General features: G+C 33.4%; 17 protein-coding genes. 9 read left to right on the top strand and 8 right to left on the bottom strand.

Annotated elements, in window-relative coordinates:
* Nucleotides 1-57 precede the first annotated feature (57 nt).
* The 6 genes from ACNQGO_RS03500 to ACNQGO_RS03475 all read left to right on the top strand — a co-directional run bounded on the left by ACNQGO_RS03500 (nucleotide 58) and on the right by ACNQGO_RS03475 (nucleotide 7235).
* Nucleotides 58-1689, top strand: coding sequence for a hypothetical protein (locus ACNQGO_RS03500; protein ID WP_417984204.1), 1632 nt, complete (start codon nucleotides 58-60; stop codon nucleotides 1687-1689).
* The gene (locus ACNQGO_RS03495) at nucleotides 1689-2690 is read left to right on the top strand and encodes a vWA domain-containing protein (RefSeq protein WP_417945749.1); all 1002 of its coding nucleotides are present in this window, start codon (nucleotides 1689-1691) and stop codon (nucleotides 2688-2690) included. The genes ACNQGO_RS03500 and ACNQGO_RS03495 overlap by 1 nt, the downstream gene beginning before the upstream one ends.
* Nucleotides 2691-2811: 121 nt before the next feature.
* On the top strand, nucleotides 2812-3849 hold the full coding sequence (locus tag ACNQGO_RS03490) for a VWA domain-containing protein (protein WP_417984202.1): 1038 nt from the start codon (nucleotides 2812-2814) through the stop codon (nucleotides 3847-3849).
* Complete coding sequence (locus ACNQGO_RS03485) at nucleotides 3849-4646, top strand: tetratricopeptide repeat protein (protein ID WP_417984200.1); 798 nt, start codon at nucleotides 3849-3851, stop codon at nucleotides 4644-4646. The genes ACNQGO_RS03490 and ACNQGO_RS03485 overlap by 1 nt, the downstream gene beginning before the upstream one ends.
* Before the next feature lie 20 nt (nucleotides 4647-4666).
* Nucleotides 4667-6412: a BatD family protein gene (locus ACNQGO_RS03480; protein WP_417984198.1), complete on the top strand. Its 1746-nt coding sequence runs from the start codon at nucleotides 4667-4669 to the stop codon at nucleotides 6410-6412.
* Between the two features lie 79 nt (nucleotides 6413-6491).
* Nucleotides 6492-7235 carry a tetratricopeptide repeat protein gene (locus tag ACNQGO_RS03475; RefSeq protein ID WP_417984196.1) on the top strand — a complete coding sequence of 248 codons (744 nt, stop codon included), beginning with the start codon at nucleotides 6492-6494 and terminating at the stop codon, nucleotides 7233-7235.
* Nucleotides 7236-7308: 73 nt separating this feature from the next.
* On the opposite strand, the gene ACNQGO_RS03470 is transcribed toward ACNQGO_RS03475, so the two are convergent.
* Nucleotides 7309-8181, bottom strand: a complete 873-nt coding sequence (locus ACNQGO_RS03470; RefSeq protein ID WP_417984194.1) for a TlpA family protein disulfide reductase — start codon at nucleotides 8179-8181, stop codon at nucleotides 7309-7311.
* Nucleotides 8182-8242: 61 nt separating this feature from the next.
* Complete coding sequence (locus ACNQGO_RS03465; protein WP_417984192.1) at nucleotides 8243-8746, bottom strand: CvpA family protein; 504 nt, start codon at nucleotides 8744-8746, stop codon at nucleotides 8243-8245.
* Between the two features lie 142 nt (nucleotides 8747-8888).
* Here ACNQGO_RS03465 and ACNQGO_RS03460 point away from each other — a divergent pair, with 142 nt between their 5' ends.
* From ACNQGO_RS03460 to ACNQGO_RS03450, 3 genes are all read left to right on the top strand, one after another.
* Nucleotides 8889-9245, top strand: coding sequence for a hypothetical protein (locus tag ACNQGO_RS03460; protein ID WP_309757296.1), 357 nt, complete (start codon nucleotides 8889-8891; stop codon nucleotides 9243-9245).
* A gap of 101 nt (nucleotides 9246-9346) precedes the next feature.
* On the top strand, nucleotides 9347-10366 hold the full coding sequence (gene pheS / locus ACNQGO_RS03455) for a phenylalanine--tRNA ligase subunit alpha (RefSeq protein WP_417984190.1): 1020 nt from the start codon (nucleotides 9347-9349) through the stop codon (nucleotides 10364-10366).
* 95 nt (nucleotides 10367-10461) lie between these two features.
* Nucleotides 10462-10869, top strand: a complete 408-nt coding sequence (locus ACNQGO_RS03450; RefSeq protein ID WP_417947552.1) for a hypothetical protein — start codon at nucleotides 10462-10464, stop codon at nucleotides 10867-10869.
* Here ACNQGO_RS03450 and ACNQGO_RS03445 read toward each other — a convergent pair whose 3' ends face one another.
* The 6 genes from ACNQGO_RS03445 to ACNQGO_RS03420 form a co-directional block, all read right to left on the bottom strand.
* Nucleotides 10870-11298: a DUF7689 domain-containing protein gene (locus tag ACNQGO_RS03445; RefSeq protein WP_417947550.1), complete on the bottom strand. Its 429-nt coding sequence runs from the start codon at nucleotides 11296-11298 to the stop codon at nucleotides 10870-10872. It abuts the gene before it with no gap.
* Nucleotides 11298-11720, bottom strand: a complete 423-nt coding sequence (locus ACNQGO_RS03440; protein WP_417947548.1) for a hypothetical protein — start codon at nucleotides 11718-11720, stop codon at nucleotides 11298-11300. The genes ACNQGO_RS03445 and ACNQGO_RS03440 overlap by 1 nt, the downstream gene beginning before the upstream one ends.
* On the bottom strand, nucleotides 11717-12436 hold the full coding sequence (locus tag ACNQGO_RS03435; protein ID WP_417947546.1) for a TIGR04255 family protein: 720 nt from the start codon (nucleotides 12434-12436) through the stop codon (nucleotides 11717-11719). The genes ACNQGO_RS03440 and ACNQGO_RS03435 overlap by 4 nt, the downstream gene beginning before the upstream one ends.
* A gap of 240 nt (nucleotides 12437-12676) precedes the next feature.
* Nucleotides 12677-12895, bottom strand: coding sequence for a hypothetical protein (locus tag ACNQGO_RS03430; RefSeq protein WP_417947545.1), 219 nt, complete (start codon nucleotides 12893-12895; stop codon nucleotides 12677-12679).
* A 39-nt stretch (nucleotides 12896-12934) separates the two neighbouring features.
* Nucleotides 12935-13930: an NAD(P)H-dependent glycerol-3-phosphate dehydrogenase gene (locus ACNQGO_RS03425; RefSeq protein WP_309757305.1), complete on the bottom strand. Its 996-nt coding sequence runs from the start codon at nucleotides 13928-13930 to the stop codon at nucleotides 12935-12937.
* Nucleotides 13931-14164: 234 nt separating this feature from the next.
* Nucleotides 14165-14477: ISL3 family transposase (locus tag ACNQGO_RS03420; RefSeq protein WP_417984188.1), on the bottom strand; the 313-nt coding region annotated here is incomplete at its 5' end.

Below are 14477 nucleotides of genomic sequence, written 5' to 3'. Positions count from 1 at the left end.
TGAAATCAAAAATCGTTAATCCTCAATCAAAAATCGAAAGAGGTTCAATAATAAAAGATGAAAAAACAATTATACCTACTATTATTACTGCTTTCTACGGCTGTTTTTGCACAACAAAAACAAGTGGTTACTGGTATAGATACCACTAAAAATAAAATTGGCGCAGAATTTAAATTGTCTATAAAAACTACTGTTGATACTTCGGCTAGAGTGATTTTTCCGAAATTGAAAAACGTTGGCGCTCTAGAGGTAATTCAGTCGTATCCTATTGATACCGTTAAAATGGATGGTCGTTATGAATTGATCAAAAAATATGGGTTGACCCAATTTGATTCTGGTCGCTATGTGGTTCCAAGTATTAAGATTTTCATCAACAGCAAACCTTTTTTGACAGATTCGCTTTTGGTAGAAGTAGCAAATGTTCAAGTAGACACGCTGAAACAAAAAATGTTCGATATTAAGGACATTGCACCAGCAGATAATTCTATTGGTGATTGGTGGAAATACGTGCTAATTGTTGCACTGATTTTAGGAATTGGAGTTTTCATTTATTGGTTTATTAAAAAACGTCAAGAGAAAAAATTACATCAAGAAATTTATAAAACCCCAATAGAGAAAGCCACCAGTTTACTAGATACTTTAGAGAAAAAAGAATTGTGGCAAAAAGGTGAAGTTAAAGCCTATTACAGCGAACTTACGGATATTGCAAGAAATTATATTGAAGAAGCGATAGAAATTCCAGCAATGGAAAGTACTACTTCAGAACTGATTCAAGGATTGAGAACCGCATCGGTAAAGAAAAAAATGACGCTTTCTCAGGAAATTATTGAAAATTTGGAGCGTGTTTTGAAACAGGCCGATTTAGTGAAATTTGCCAAGTCAAAACCATTGGATTTTGAAATTACCGATGACCGCAATAAAATTCAAAAAGTAATCTTAACATTAGATAATTCGATTCCAGTTGAAGTGCCAGTGGAAGAGGATATGTTGCTAAACGAAGCGCAAAGAATAAAACAAATTCAGATACAACTGCGCAAACAAAGGAACAAGCGCGTTGTTACAGCAGTGGCTTCGGCGGTTTTTTTATTGGTAGCCACCACGCTCTTTTTTGTAGTAACTAAAGGATTTGATTTTGTAAAAGATAATGTTTTGGGTCATCCTACCAAAGAATTATTAGAAGGCGAATGGATCAAAAGTGATTACGGAAATCCCGGAATTGTAATTGAAACTCCAAAAGTATTGAAGCGAGTAGATCTCACAAAAACACTCCCAAAAGAGGGAATGGCATTGATTAAAGAAATGCAGTCTTTTGCTTATGGAAGTGTCTTAGATCCGTTTTATCTAATGGTATCTACTTTAAAGTTTAAGCAGCAAACGCAGATTGATTTGAAAAAATCAATGGATGGTGTGTTGCAATCTATGGAAGTGCAAGGCGCTCAAAATATGATTGTAAAACAAGAAGAGTTTGAAACCAAAGAGGGTGTAAAAGGCGTTAAAGCGTATGGGACTTTTTCACAAATAAATGCAATTACTAAATCAAGTACCAAGTTGTACTATGAAGCATTGTTGTTCAGTCAAGAAGGCGGATTACAACAAATTTTATTGTTACACGAAGAAGGAGATACGTACGCAAATCAAATATCAGAGCGCGTTTTGAATAGTGTCGAATTAAAACAAGCAACCAAATAATGGAAAAAATAACTTTTTTGAACCCAGAGTTTTTTTGGCTGTTTCTTCTGATTCCAGTGGCAATTGTATGGTTGATGCAAAAAAAGAACCACCAATCAGCAACTTTAAAAATAAGTTCGTTACAAGGATTTAAAGGAACTAATTCCTATTTGACCAAGTTAAAGCCGATGTTGAATGGACTAAGAATACTAGCCTTATGCTCACTTATTGTGGCTATGGCACGGCCAAGAACCGTAGATGTGAGCAATAAAACGAAAACGACAAAGGGTATTGATATTGTTATGGCGATTGACGTTTCTGGAAGTATGCTTGCCAAGGATTTGAAACCCAACCGAATGGAGGCGCTGAAAAGAGTGGCTGCTGATTTTGTGGGTGAAAGACCTAATGACAGGATTGGATTGGTGGTGTATGCCTCAGAAGCGTATACAAAAACTCCAGTAACCAGCGATAAAGCTGTAATTCTAGATGCGATCCGAAGTATAAAATACGACAATGTGCTACAAGATGGTACAGGAATCGGGATGGGATTGGCAACTGCGGTAAATAGATTAAAAGACAGTCAAGCAAAAAGTAAGGTAATTATTCTGTTGACGGATGGGGTAAATAATGCCGGATTTATAGAGCCAGAAACGGCCTCGGATATTGCGAAGCAGTACGGAATAAAAGTATACACGGTAGGAATTGGAACAAACGGCATGGCTATGTTTCCGTATGCGATTGCTCCAAATGGTCAGTTTTTATTCCAAATGATGAAGGTTGAAATCGATGAGCAGTTGATGAAAAATATCGCTAGAAAGACCGACGGAAAATATTTTAGAGCAACAAGCAACAGCAAATTGGCCGAGATTTATGCTTCGATCAATAAACTAGAAACTACTGAAATTGAAGAATTAAAATTCTATGATTACGATGAAAAATTTAGACCATTTATTTGGTTTGCCGGTTTTTTATTGTTGTTAGAATTAGCATTGCGAAATACAGTTTTTAAAAGTTTTATATAAAATCCCCACCCCAGCCCTCCCCGAAGGGAAGGGAGTTGAAACTGGAATTAGAATGACCAAGTTTAGAATTTTGACTTAGAGTAAAAATCTAAGATCAAAGTTCATAAATCTAAAATTAAAAATGGAATTAGACGAAAAAAAATATTTATACCTTCTTTGTATACTGCCATTATTGGTATTGCTATTCTCATACAATTTGTATTGGAAAAGAAAAAAGCAACTCGAGTTTGGCGACTTAGAAATGGTAAAAAAACTGAGTCCAGAAAGCTCTGTTTTTAAACCCGTTTTAAAATTAGGAGTATTGCTTTTGGCGTTGACGGGGTTAATTCTGGCATTGGTAAATCCAAAAATTGGCACCAAAATGGAGACGGTGAAACGTGAACGAATAGATATTGTTTTTGCAGTAGATGTTTCTAAAAGCATGTTGGCCGAAGATGTGGCACCGAATCGTTTGGACAAAAGCAAGCAAATTGTTTCGCAAATCATCAATCAATTAGGAAGCGATCGAATAGGAATTGTAGCCTATGCTGGCAACGCGTTCCCAGTATTGCCAATTACGACGGATTATAGTGTAGCCAAAATGTTTTTGCAAAGCATGAATACAGACATGGTTTCCTCTGTGGGAACTTCCCTGAATGAGGCAATTAAATTGTCATCGACATATTATGATGATAAAAAAACTAGTAAGTTGCTCATTATGATTTCTGATGGGGAAGACCATAGCGAGGGCGCACAGGAAGCTGCAGAAGAAGCGAATAAATTGGGAATTAAAATAATTACCATTGGCGTAGGAACAGAAAAAGGAGGCACAATCCCTTTAAAAAAGAATGGTGTTGTCGAAGGTTTTAAAAAAGACAACAATAATGAAGTGGTGATTACCAAGTTGAATCAAGAAAGTTTACAATCCATTGCAAAGGCCACAAAAGGCGGTTATGTAAACGGAAATAATACTAAAGAAGTAGTAGAGTATATCAAGAATGCACTGAATAACATTCAAAAAACCGAATTTGAAGCAACAGAAATGGCCGATTTTCAATCGCAATTTCAGTGGTTTTTGGGTTTTGCTTTTGTTTTCTTATTTCTAGATATTTTCCTTCTGGAAAGAAAAACAAGCTGGGTTAATAAATTGAATTTATTTAACGAGAATAAAAAAACATAATGATAAAAATATATTTAGCCTCGTCGCCCACTCCTTTGGAGAGGGTCGGGGTGAGGAAAAACATAATTTTACACTTGCTATTAATCATTTCTTTTGTTGCAAACGCACAACAGAAAGACAGAATATTGCCCAAAGCGAACGCGGAATATGCTGAAAATAAATTTGCAGAGGCCGAGGCTAATTATAGGATTTCGGATTCAAAATTTCCAAATAAAGCAACTGCACCTTTCAATTTAGGAAATACTATTTACAAGCAAAAGCAGTCTTCCGAAGCGAAATTTGCTTACGCTAAATCTTTGAAAAATTCAAAAACACGGCCGCAAAAACACAGGGCATTTCATAACCTTGGTAATGTTTTTATGAATGAAAAGGATTACACACAAGCAGTTGAAGCCTATAAAAACGCTTTACGTAACGATCCTAGCGATGAAGAAACGCGATACAATTATGCTTTGGCCAAAAAAATGCTAAAAGAAAATCCGCCAAAAGACGATAAGAAAAAAGACGACAAAAAGAGTGACAAGGATAAGAAAGAAGATAAAAAGGACGATAAGAAAGACGGCGAAAAAGACAATAAGGATAAAGAGAATAAAGACGATAAGGGCGATAAAGATAAGCCAAACAAAGATCCAAAACCCAATGAAAACGGGGAGCCAAAACCAGCTCCTGGTGGGATTTCTAAAGAGCGTTTAGAAAACTTATTGGATGCTGTAAACAAAGAGGAAAAGAAGGTGCAGGATAAGGTAAATGCCAAGAAAGTAAAGGGAAAACCAGTTAAAACTGAGAAAGATTGGTAATTCAATTAGACAATTTGAAAATGAAAAGATGTATTGCAGTATGCTTTGTTTTGATTTGCAATTTACTCAACGCTCAAGTTCAGTTTGAAGCTAGAGTGAGCAAAACTACTTTAGGACTAAACGAGAGACTTCGGATAGATTTTATGATGAATGTAGATGGTGATAACTTTGTTCCGCCCTCATTTGCAGGTTTTCGTGTTATAGCTGGACCCAGCCAACAGGTAAGTCAGTCGTGGATCAATGGAAAAAGCTCTTTTGAAAAGGCCTATTCGTACTATCTTGTGCCCAATCAGAAAGGGACATTTGTATTGAAGGGTGCTGCTATTGAGTTTAATGGAGCTACCTATAAAACTGCGCCAGTAAAAATAACAGTTACTGAAGCCACTGAGGAACCAAGAGATCCAAACAATTCTGAAATAAATACTGATGAAAACCTGTATCTGGTAGCTGATGTTTCAAATGGTAATCCCTATATCAATGAACCAATTACAGTTGTTTATAAATTGTATTTTGGTAACATTGGAATTTCAAACCTTGGAGAATCAAGTAAGCCTAAGTACAATGATTTTTGGAGCCAAAATATCGAGATCAAACAACCTGTGGCCGAAGAAGGAATGTTTAAGGGCCAGAATTTCAGGTTTATTGTACTGAAAAAAGTAGTGCTGTATCCGCAAAAATCAGGAAAGCTCAAAATTGAGCCATTGACATTATCGGTAGATGTGCAGTTGCCCACAAACCGTCGGGATATGTTTGGTCGAATGGTGCTTACTGAAACAACAAAGAAAGTTTCGGCTGGAGCCAAAACCATAAACGTTAAACCATTGCCAGAGGTTGGTAAACCAGAAGATTTTTCGGGTGCGGTAGGAAGTTTTGATTTTAAAGTTACTCCATCTAAAACGACTTTAAAGCACGATGAAAGTTTAGATTTAGTGGTCAGTGTAAGCGGAAAAGGAAATTTAAAACTATTTAGTTTACCCAAACCCGTAGTGCCAAATGCTTTAGAGATGTATGATGCAGTTCATAGCGAACAAGTAAATACGCCGCTTTCTGGAATGGCAGGAAAAATAGCAGATAGTTATACGATTGTACCACAATATAAAGGCAGTTATCCCATAAAACCAATCAAATTCACGTATTTTGATTTGGATACAAAAAGCTATAAAACATTAAGTTCACCAGAAATAATAATTAATGTTATCGATGGTCCTTCGCCTACTGATGCTACGGTAGCTTCTTCTAATAAAAACAAAGGAGACAAAGTAGAACAATTTAAATCCATAAATGTAAAGAGCAAGCTTCTGTCCATGGATACTAAAGATTTCTTTGAGTCGAATGTTTTCTTCGGATTGTTCTTTTTTCCGTTTTTGATGTTGCCTTTGATTGTGTTGTTCAAAAAGAAAAAAGAAGCTATTGATGGCGATGTGACTGGAAATAGAATCCGAATGAATAACAAATTGGCCAAGAAATATTTATCAGAAGCCAAAAAGCAAATTAACAACAAAGAACTTTTTTACATTGCGCTGGAGAAAGCGATGCATAATTTCTTGAAAGCGAAGTTGCATATTGAAACTTCAGAAATCAGTAAGGATAATATTCAAGAATTATTATTGTCAAGAAATGCAAATCCAGATGCGGTAAATGATTTCATTGCGCTTACAGAGAACTGTGAAATAGCTCGATATGCACCAGCATCAAGTGTTACAATTCAACACGATTTTGACAAAGCAGTTGCGATTATTTCAAATTTAGAAAAACAGATTGCTTAACACTTTTGTCATTTTGAGGAACGAGGAAATCTCATGTAGATTTGCAAGAATAGTTAACCGACAACTTATAACTAATTAAATGAAATATATTTTTTTTATATTATTACTTTCAACCCAAATTTTCTTTGCCCAAAACGGCTTTGAAAAGGGAAATGCGTATTACCAAAAAGGAAATTATAAGGAAGCAATTGCAGCATATGAAACTGTTCTGACACAAAACAAACATTCTTCAGAATTGTATTTTAATTTAGGGAATGCGTATTATAAATTGAATAAGGTAGCGCCTTCGATCTATAATTATGAAAAAGCATTGGTTTTAAATCCAAATAATAAGGATGCCATAAACAATTTGAAATTTGCTCAAAAGCGAACGATCGATGAAATTAAAGTAATCCCAAAAGTTGGTTTTGCAAAGTTGGTTCGCGATTTTACGGGAGTATATCATTACAACACATGGGCCTGGATATCGGTTGGATTAGCTGTTGGTTTCTTGCTTTTTTTTATTGGATACTATTTTTCACAAGTTACAGTATCAAAAAGAATTTTCTTTTTTGGGATGTTTGTGTTTTTTATTTTTATTTTCATCAGTATGCTCGCTGCATTTTTTGAAAAGAGCTATTTTGATAATGAAAGACCCGCTATTATTTTTGCTGAAAAGTCCGATGTTAAAAGCGAACCAAGAAATGGCGATAAGCCTATTTTTATACTCCACGAAGGAACAAAAGTATTCGTGTTTGAAACAATAGGGCGATGGAAAAAAATACAACTTACAGATGGAACCGAAGGCTGGATTGATAGCAGCGCGATTAGGGAAGTGAAGTAGTTGTAACTCTCCAAATAAATTTTGTGAATTTATAATTGCAGAACTTTACTTTTTTGTAGTTCTTTGTTCCAATCTATTTTTCAATCAAAAGTTTATTAATTACACTTTCAATATTGTAGAAGGCGACTTTTCTGTCGCTTTCGAAAATACCATTATATCGTATGCGACCATCTTTTAAAATGATCAAGTGAGGAAAGCTATTAATTTTTAAACTATCTTCAATCTGTTTGGCAGATGTTGCATAGATTTTCGGGAAAGTGTATCCAAGATTATTTAATATTTTGGTTGTTTTAGTGAAATCATCTTGCTTTAAAGGGACATTAACAGCATATATAACCACATTAGGATTGTTTTTATATTTTAGATAAGTGTACTCTAAATCAGGGAATTTAGTAAAACAAATGGCACACGAGGTCGTCCAAAAATCAAGTACAATTATTTTGTCTTTCTTAAAATTTACAATTGTATTATTTTCATCAATAAAATGTACTAACGGATATCGGCTATTCACTTCGGCATTTTGATTTTCCACTAAAATCAATACATTTTGGAATAACACATATCCTACAATTCCGAAAACTCCTATCGCTAAAAATATAATCGTCTTATGTTTAAACTTAAAATATGTATAAGCTAAAGCACTACTAACTGGTAAAAATATCAAGTATAATATTGTTCGAGAATATTGATTGTAAATAAAGAAAAACATGAGGAAAATAAGCATTATTGGCGATATCAGAATAAGAATTGACTTCAAAGCTTTACTTAAAGTATTAGTCTGAAATATTTTGATCGATAAAAAAAAATTGGTCGTCAAAAACAACAGCAACATCAAAGAATGGTCACCGTACGTAATTGTGCCGTACAAGATGTAACACACAATTAAAATAAGAGCTATAATGATATTTTTTTTAAATAAATTTTTGAAATAATTGTTTTTGTTCATATATCGATTTTTGTTTGTAAATGCAAGATATAAGTGGAATTGAGCACCGCAACACGATTATTTACTTTTTCTTCAAATCGTCATACCAGCTTTCAATAGATGGGTATAAATATCCCATTATTTTCTGGATGGGACTATAAAATAGAGAATTGTCCAGGGTTTCTTTCTTGGCTAAAAAATTATGGTAGTTTATTTTTTCAAAAACCTTAAAAACAATTCCGATAATTAAGATGGTTTTGAGTACTCTAAAGAAACCACCTCCAAGTGAATTTAACCAACCTAAAAAGGCAAAATCAGCTATTCCTGTCAAAAATTTACCCAAAATCGATACGGCAATCACTACAACCATAAAGGTCAAAACAAAGGCTACTACTTGTATGGTATTGGGATTCCACTTTACGAAACCAGCTAAAAACTCTTTCATAAAATAAGAAAATTTCACGGCCGCATAAATTCCAAGTAATAAAGAAACCAATGACGCTAACTCTACAAAAAGGCCATTTTTGATGCCTTTAAACAGCGCAATTGCGAGAAGTACACCCAAAATAATATCTAAAAATCCCATGATAATTCATTAAAAAATAGAAACGCAAATATAAATGAATTGTTCTGTACCATTGCCAATTTTCAAGTTCTTATCTTTGCCCAATATAATTGTAAACGTTATGAATTAATATTTCATAACTCATAATTCATAATTCAAAAAAATGTCAAGAGACACACAACTTAAAGAACGCTGGGAACAGCTTGTTAATATACTTTCCAATCAATTTTCGCAAGGTGAAGATTTAGATTTAGACGCCATTATTTACTTAATTGGGGTTCAAGAACTTGGAAAAGTACACCAAGAATTTAAGAAAGACGAAAAACTCAATTTGATGCATATTGCCATTTGCCGTTTATTAGAGCCTTATGGATTTTATGAATTCGAGTTTTTTGATGAGGAAGGATGGCCACATTATAAAGTTAAGGAGGAACTGCCACCATTAAAAGCAGGGGAACAATCCGTTTTAATGAAGGAAGCTATTGTAAATTATTTTGTTGAAAGAGAACTTATACAATAGAAATCACTAAAAAGCAGCTTATAAATGGCTTTTTTGGGACTATTCACTATTAAATAATCACTAAAAAAAGCTAAATTTGCACTCTCAATTACGGAAGGAAAATGATAGATAAGATAAAAGAATATATTGGCGAAGCACAAGCTTTTTCTACGCAGAACGCAGCAGAATTAGAAACATTCCGAATTAAATTTTTAGGAAGTAAAGGACTTTTAAAGGAGCTTTTCGCTGAATTTAAAAATGTTCCCAATGACCAAAAAAAGGAATTTGGACAAGTAATCAATTTACTTAAAACTTCTGCCGAAGAAAAAGTAAAAACCATTCAGGATGCTTTAGAAAGTAAAGAAGAAATAAAAGGTTTTTATGGTGATTTAACTCGTTCCGCTGAGCCTATAACTATTGGTTCTCGTCACCCTATTTCATTGGTAAAAAACCAAATTATAGATATCTTTTCAAACATTGGTTTCAACGTTTCTGAAGGACCAGAAATCGAAGATGACTGGCATAATTTCACTGCATTAAACTTACCGGAATACCATCCGGCGCGTGACATGCAAGACACTTTTTTCATTCAAACAAATCCTGATATTTTGTTGCGTACGCATACATCATCTGTACAAGTGCGCTACATGGAAAATAATAAGCCGCCTATTCGTACGATTTCTCCAGGAAGAGTATTTCGCAACGAAGCTGTTTCGTCCCGTTCACATTGTATTTTTCACCAAGTGGAAGGGTTGTATATTGACAAAGACGTTTCTTTTGCCGACTTAAAACAAACGCTTTTATATTTTACTAAAGAGATGTTCGGAAAGTCAAAAATCCGTTTGCGTCCATCCTATTTTCCTTTTACGGAACCAAGTGCTGAGGTTGATATTTATTGGGGTCTAAAAACAGAAACCGATTATAGAATCACCAAAGGAACTGGTTGGTTAGAAATCATGGGTTGCGGAATGGTAGATCCAAATGTTTTGAAAAACTGTGGTATCAATCCTGATGAATGCAATGGTTTTGCGTTTGGAATGGGAATCGAAAGAATTGCCATGTTGCTATACCAAATTGGCGATATCCGTATGTTTTACGAAAATGACGTTCGTTTCTTAGAGCAATTTAAATCCTCAATTTAGTTAAAAGTTATAGAGTCTTAAAGTCGAACGAAATACCTGTTATAGTTTTTCACTCGACTTTAAGACTTTAGGAACTTATACATTACTACTAATTTATGAAAAAAGACATTATCATCCCCGAAGTAGAAAACGTATTTTTTGCGGCAGTCCAGGAATGGAGTGACGATTTCATGGAAAAAGTTTGGTATGCTTATTTGGTAAACGACAGTGATTTTCTAATAGAAAGTGTAATGGTAGTTTCTAAAGCTTTTGGAACTATTGATGACGAAATGAAGAAAACATCATTGTTGCGTCATGCTTTTGTCGAAGTCCCAGCGGTTTCAGTAGTGAAAATTGAAATGATCGAAAAAAGTGTTTTGGCACTCAACAATGAGTTCATGCTCACGTTTTTCATGGATGGGAAATTGTACGATAAAAAATTCATTTTCAAAGCCAATTCCATCAATGAAAAGGAAGTCGAAGAAGTACCTATATTATTTGTCTATGGTGTTATCGTTAGGTAGTTAAAGACTTCTTGACATAAAAACACTAGCATTCCCATATACACTATTATTCATAGAGTATATAGTGTGTTGTATATCAAATTCACAACCAAGTTTACTTGTCCAATAACCATTTGATAATTGTCTAGCCGCATGAGTTGGTAATCCATCATTTCCCAAAAATATTGCAATTTTTTCATTACCTATTTCTAGGGAAGTAGAAGTACATAATTCGTATCCTTTTAATTTATATAATTCTATAAAAGAATTTATTTCAATTGTCCTAGGAATATTTTCTGGCCAAAAATACATTTCATCAGGGTCAGGCCAATACCATTTTGTATTGTCACCAAATGCCCATGCAATACAATTATACGATGAAGTTTGTGGGCTTGTAATTATAAATGGATCATTTTCCGTATTTGGAAATTCAGGAATACTTAGAACCATTAATAATTATTCTTTTGCGCCCATTCTATCCAATCTTCTTTCATTTTGTTTATGATGCCATAGTGGTGAGGGTTGATAGGGTTTTCTCCACTTATTTTCTTTAAAGCATAAAACCAATGATCATTTGTTTTCTTTAATTCTCTTATAATCCAAGGAATTGTTTTGCTGCCTAAAGCAATGATTTCCCTATATGCAGAATTATTGAAGATATGTGAAGAACTTGAATAATACAGAGTTTCTGATTTCCACTTATCTTTTAATTGTAAAAAATGTTTAAATTCTTGATTTTCAATTCTATCAGAAATAAGCACACTGTTTCCTTTGAATGCATTAACAGCATTAGAATAATTACAAGATAAAATAGATGCTTCTTGAGTTAAACCCGTATTTCTAGTTATTTCGGTGCTGTATAGACGACTCATTTATTAAATAGATTTCTAGTTTTATCGGTAATAAAGTCTTCAAAAATCAAATTTTTCATTGAACGCATGTAATTGAAATCTGTAAATTCAAAATTATTATTGATTTCTTTAAAAATGTCAATGTCTAAAATAAAAGGAACTAATTCCTTTGTTGTAGTTTCTATAGTTTCTGTTATTAACGCAGTAAACTCTTTTTCAACACATGGTACTTGAATTTGCATAAAAAAACTGTTATACAATTGCGGTAGGCTTTTTGGTATTGGAGGCATATTTAATATGTACTCTTGAAAGCTTACTAAAGGTAACGGGATGTCGATTTTATTTATATATCGTAATCCGATTCTATTTATTTTTTTTGGTTTAAGACCATTAAAATATATTTCCCAAAGTAAAAATGCCTCATTATAAAATTCCTCCCAATCACTATAAGGAGATAAGAAATTGAGAGTGAATCCATCAACTCTAAATTGCACTTGTCTATTGTTTTTTTCGTTAGAAAAAATTACCCCTCTAAATTGAGTTTTTGTGTTGTTAGTTATTTCGTTATTCTGTTTTATTTCAAAATCTCCAAAAACATTTAAGGTTTTTTTCTTTTGAGGATAATTCTCCTCAAATAATGTATGTAAATTTTCAATATCCTCTTCTGTGATATTTTCTAATCCAATAACTTGAATATCAAAGACAGCTTCTTTTATTGGGGGATTTGAATATTTCATAAATCAAATATATAAAATAGATTTTACTAGTTTGTTTTCTTTGATCAAAATTAAAAATAATTTAACCTATCAGTCAATTTCATAAATACTTTTAGAGTATGTTTTCTTATCATAATTAGTGTTAGTTATTTTTTTTGAGTTGTATAAGCTTTTATTGACCTCATACTAACATTTTTATTGGTGAAAAATTATGCCTTGAATTGCCATTTTAATCTGGAATTCAATTATTGATTCATAAAATTATTTATCAGCTTGTTGTTTAACTTTGGATTTCCAAGTAAAATAGCCTAGAACAAATATGCCTATCAAGATAAAAGCGGCTGCGCGAATATAAAAATTGAGTGTAGCTACTTGTACCGAAAAAGGGATTTCTTTTATGTTGAATAATACATTGAAAACCGTCATAAATACACCCCAAATTCCACCCATTTTAATCTGGTATTTCCATCTTTCGCTCATGAAGTTGCTTCTTTGTTTGATTATAAATCTGTCGTTGGATTAATCGAGTTTATCTGTCAGTTTTTTAAATACGGCTTTGGCATCTTGGCCTTCGTATAAAATGCTGTGCACCGCATCTATAATTGGTGTTTTGGCACCATACGCCTGATTAAGTTTGTAAGCACTTTTTGCCGCATAATATCCTTCGGCAACCATACTCATTTCCATCATTGCTGATTTCACGGTGTAGCCTTTACCAATCATGTTCCCAAACATTCTATTGCGGGAAAATACCGAATAACCAGTAACCAATAAGTCGCCTAAGTAAGCAGAGTCATTAATGTTACGTTTCATTTTGTGGACTTTCTTGATGAATTTTTTCATCTCGCGAATACCATTACTCATCAATACCGATTGGAAATTATCACCATACCCTAGACCATGTGCTATACCTGCAGCAATTGCATAAATATTTTTTAGCATGGCAGCATACTCAGTTCCTATAATATCATCAGTTATTTTAGTTTTAATGTAATTTCCAGATAAATTTTTTGCTACAGTTTTAGCTTTGTCGGGATCACCACACGCAATAGTAAGATAAGAAAGACGCTCCATGGCAACTTCTTCAGCGTGGCAAGGACCCGTAATTACACCAATGTTGTAATACGGAATATCGTATTTCACATGAAAATGCTCCCCTACAATTAAGCTTGTTTCCGGAACAATACCTTTAATGGCTGAAAAAATAATTTTGTTTTCTAAGGAAACAGTCAGTTTTTCTAGTTCGGCTCCCACAAAAGCAGAAGGAATAGCGAAAATAATATAATCAGCGTAGGCTACGGCTTCGTTGATATCGCTCGTTAATTTGAGTTTTTTAACGTCAAATTCAACGGAACTCAAATAATTTGGATTGTGTTTTTCTGTTTTAATATGTTCTATTGCAGCCTCATTGCGCATGTACCAGGAAATTTCGCTAAGATTTACACACAACATTTTTGCTATAGCAGTCGCCCAACTTCCACCACCTATTACTGCGAATTTTATATTGTCAGCCATTTTTTATTGAATTTAATCAAAAGTACTTAAAAAAGTACCGTTTATGCAAATAAAAGTAACATCCTAAAATTCATTTTGTAACAGAATTTTTTTTGTTTTAGAAGTAAAAAATAATAATTTACTATTTTTTAATTTTCAATGCAATAAAAACACATGCGACTCGTTATCTTTAATGATTTTGTATCAATTTAACAAATTAATGGATCAATCCCAAAACCTGTGGGGAAGCAAAAATTAAGCATAAATATTAGTTAGTCTAAAAAGGAAGAATTCTATATTTCTAACTCCTCTGAATTGAGATCTAAATGCTTTTATTTTGGCATTGAAGGACTCTGCTGAAGCATTGGTGCTTCTGTTATCAAAATAGTTTAATATGGTTTGGTAGTGATTTATTATGGATCTTGAGATTGTATTGAAAGATTTAAACCCGGATTGATTTACTTTTTCATGCCATCTGGCTAGCCTTGAAAGTCCAATAATTTTATCAGTTGTTTTTTCAAAGATATTTCTCAAATCTTGTGCTAAATTGTACGCTTTTTCAATATCG

This window comes from Flavobacterium frigidum (assembly GCF_048286735.1).
Taxonomy (GTDB): Bacteria; Bacteroidota; Bacteroidia; order Flavobacteriales; family Flavobacteriaceae; genus Flavobacterium.
Note: the sequence above shows the minus strand (reverse complement) of the source record. Positions and strands in the feature narration are given on the sequence as shown.